Source organism: Buttiauxella sp. (assembly GCF_035271705.1).
Taxonomy (GTDB): domain Bacteria; phylum Pseudomonadota; class Gammaproteobacteria; order Enterobacterales; family Enterobacteriaceae; genus Buttiauxella.
Window position 1 is genome coordinate 1 of record NZ_DATERI010000194.1, and the last position, 3,228, is coordinate 3,228.

3 protein-coding genes and 1 pseudogene are annotated in these 3,228 nt (G+C 48.9%); 3 read left to right on the forward strand and 1 reads right to left on the reverse strand.

Features of this window, described 5'->3' with window-relative positions:
- From agaF to kbaY, 3 genes are all read left to right on the forward strand, one after another.
- Positions 1 to 355, forward strand: a 355-nt coding sequence (agaF, locus tag VJY99_RS17565) for a PTS galactosamine/N-acetylgalactosamine transporter subunit IIA (protein ID WP_324120776.1), incomplete at its 5' end; no start/stop codon positions are given.
- A gap of 477 nt (positions 356 to 832) precedes the next feature.
- A complete protein-coding gene (locus VJY99_RS17570; protein WP_324120777.1) occupies positions 833 to 1,987 on the forward strand; it encodes an SIS domain-containing protein in 1,155 nt (384 codons plus the stop codon).
- Between the two features lie 12 nt (positions 1,988 to 1,999).
- Positions 2,000 to 2,878, forward strand: coding sequence for a tagatose-bisphosphate aldolase subunit KbaY (gene kbaY, locus VJY99_RS17575; protein ID WP_324120779.1), 879 nt, complete (start codon positions 2,000 to 2,002; stop codon positions 2,876 to 2,878).
- 164 nt (positions 2,879 to 3,042) lie between these two features.
- Here kbaY and VJY99_RS17580 read toward each other — a convergent pair.
- Positions 3,043 to 3,228: pseudogene (locus VJY99_RS17580) on the reverse strand (hypothetical protein); the annotation flags it as partial.

The window sequence follows — 3,228 nt, forward strand, 5'->3', positions numbered from 1 at the left end:
AGAGCAATTTATCGCCATCGATTTTCCTGAAACCTCTTCCACCGCCCTGCTCACCACTCAGTTTGAAGCAGCAATTGAAGCGTTAGATGAAAGTGAAGGGCTGGTGTTTTTAACTGATTTACTTGGCGGCACCCCCTTCCGCGTTGCTTCAACCATGGCGTTAGAGCGACCAGTACGCGAGGTGATAACCGGCATCAATCTGCAACTCTTATTGGAAATGGTGCTGGAGCGAGACGGTTTAACCAGTAAAGAGTTCCGCCTGCAAGCCCTGGAGTGTGGCCATCGGGGGCTAACCAGCCTGGTCGACGAAATGGGCCGCTACCGCGAAGCTGAGGCGGCCGAGGAAGGAATATGAGTACGCTTCTGCGAGCCAGGCGCGCGATGCTGAACAGGATAAGCTTATCGAGGTATCGCAAAACACCTTACGCGTAGTGCCGCTGGCACCGGGAAAACGCGCCAATCTGCTCGCACTGAACTCACAGCTATTGGTGCATAACATCTGGATTAACGGCCAGTCATTCTCTTTGTAGTTCTTTCATTGCACCTCACTTTTTCTGCCGACTCCTGAGCGGCAGACCTTTCTTTTCCTTTCGATTAAATTCAGCATGATTATATAAAATTAATTTTATATGATTAAAATCAATTGTTTGATTTAAAAATATCGTTTCCCGGCTCACACATTTCGTTTTATTGTTTATCTTACATTGACCTTTCATTTTCTTTTCTATAAATTTTACCCAAGCATGAAGTTGAGTAAATGAAACAAAACGAAAGATTGTCCTTTTCTGTTTTGTGCTACTTCCGATGATCTTGCACTGCTAAGGACTGAGTTATGAGCGAAACCCAATCTGCCTGTCTTTCCGGCACAACAACCTGGACTGAAAAAGAGATCCGCCAACAGCCAGAAAGCTGGATCCGATCGCTAAAAAATATCGATACGTTACGTAGCAACATCAACACCTTCCTTGAACCTTTGCTGCGAAACACCTCGCTGAAAATTATCCTGACGGGCGCCGGAACCTCCGCATTTATTGGCGATATAATTACACCGTGGCTGTCACGCCACACCGGGAAAAACTTTGTAGCAGTACCCACCACCGATCTCGTCACTAACCCGCTTGATTACTTGTCAGAGCAAGAACCCACGTTACTGGTTTCTTTTGCACGTTCCGGCAACAGCCCGGAAAGTGTGGCGGCGGTTGATTTGGTCAACCAATGGGTAAAGGACTGCTATCACCTGGTAATTACCTGCAACGAAGCCGGTAGCCTGTATCAAAATGCTCAGACAAGTGGCAATGCACTGGCATTATTAATGCCCGCAGAAACCCACGATCGTGGCTTCGCCATGACCAGCAGTATCACCACCATGATGGCAAGCTGCCTGGCGGTGTTTGCAGCAGATGTCATCAACAGCACCACTTTCCAGGATGTTGCTAATCGCTGTTCGCAAATCATTGCCTCACAAGGCGAATTCGATGAAAACGTCTTTGGCGACCTTCCTTTCAAACGTGTCGTTTACCTCGGCAGCGGTGGGTTACAGGGCGTGGCGCGTGAATCTGCGTTAAAGGTTTTGGAACTGACTGCGGGGAAACTGGTGGCGTTTTATGACTCCCCAACCGGGTTCCGTCATGGCCCTAAATCACTGGTCAATAACGAAACGCTCGTTGTGGTTATGGTTTCAAGCCACCCGTACACCCGCCAGTACGACCTTGATTTGCTGGCTGAATTGCACCGTGACCAACAGGCCATGCGCATCATCGCTATTTGCTCTTCACCTTGCCCGAAAGCCGAAACAGGGGCGCACATCTGCCTGCCAGCTTCTCGTGAATTTACCGATGTCGAGCAGGCTTTCTGCTTCCTGATGTATGCACAGATTTTCGCGCTTACGGAATCAATCAAAGCCGGTATTACCCCTGATACACCTTCTGCCAACGGCACGGTAAACCGTGTTGTGCAAGGTGTGATTATTCATCCGTGGAAAGGCTGAGAGGATTACAACATGAGTATTATTTCCACTAAATATCTTCTGCAGGATGCACAAGCTCGAGGCTACGCCGTCCCTGCATTCAATATTCATAACGCAGAAACTATTCAGGCAATTTTAGAAGTCTGCAAAGAGATGCAGTCCCCAGTGATTCTTGCAGGTACCCCAGGCACCTTTAAACATATCGCTTTTGAAGAGATCTTCGCTTTGTGTGAAGCCTATTCAGAAAGCTATGACATGCCTCTGGCGCTCCATCTTGACCACCATGAATCGCTCGCCGATATCAGCCACAAAGTGAATGCGGGTGTGCGTAGCGCCATGATCGATGGCAGCCATTTCCCTCTTGCGGAAAACGTGCATCTGGTGAAATCAGTGGTTGATTTTTGCCACCGCCATGATTGCAGCGTTGAGGCTGAATTAGGGCGTCTTGGCGGTGTGGAAGATGATATGGACGTCGACGAAGAAAGCGCTTTTCTCACCGATCCACAAGAAGCACGCCGCTTCGTCGAACTGACCGGGATCGATAGTCTTGCCGTGGCCATTGGCACCGCTCACGGGCTTTACACTAAACGCCCAAAAATTGATTTCCAGCGCCTGGCTGAAATCCGCGAAGTGGTGGATATTCCTTTAGTTCTGCATGGGGCCAGTGATGTGCCGGACGAATATGTCAGACGCGCAATTGAACTTGGCGTGTGCAAAGTAAATGTCGCTACCGAATTAAAAATCGCCTTTGCTGCGGCGGTAAAAAAATGGTTTGCCGAGAATCCGGAAGGCAACGATCCTCGCTATTACATGCGTGTTGGGATGGATGCGATGAAAGAAGTCGTGCGTAGTAAAGTCACCGTGTGCGGCTCTGCCAATAAATTAATCCCTGAGACAGAAACAACGATATAAATCTCAGCGTATTAGACGGTCAATATTGCTTCGTCTAAACGATAAAAACCCGCATTCGCGCAACGCCATGAGTTTAAGACCGCGATACCCGTGGTGACCACTGGGTTTGGCGTCCCTCCGGGAACCAAATCCCGGTGTTACGCATTCGCGGGTTTTTTAATGGCTCAGAGGCTCAACCAGCCGCTCGCTCCGCCACTAGCACAACACCCCAAAACAGCTTTAGACTCCCAGTAGCGTTTGACCGCCAGAATAGATTCATTCTGATTGGTACTTTTACGTGGAATCAAATCAAGTTTAGCGGCGACAAGATGGCGCAATTCACCATTATCTTCCAGTGAAGGCTCTGCATA

Bases quoted from the DNA above. Each gene is read 5' to 3' on its own strand.
- VJY99_RS17570 (WP_324120777.1), top strand. From the start codon at position 833: ATGAGCGAAACCCAATCTGCCTGTCTTTCCGGCACAACAACCTGGACT.
- kbaY (WP_324120779.1), top strand. From the start codon at position 2,000: ATGAGTATTATTTCCACTAAATATCTTCTGCAGGATGCACAAGCTCGA.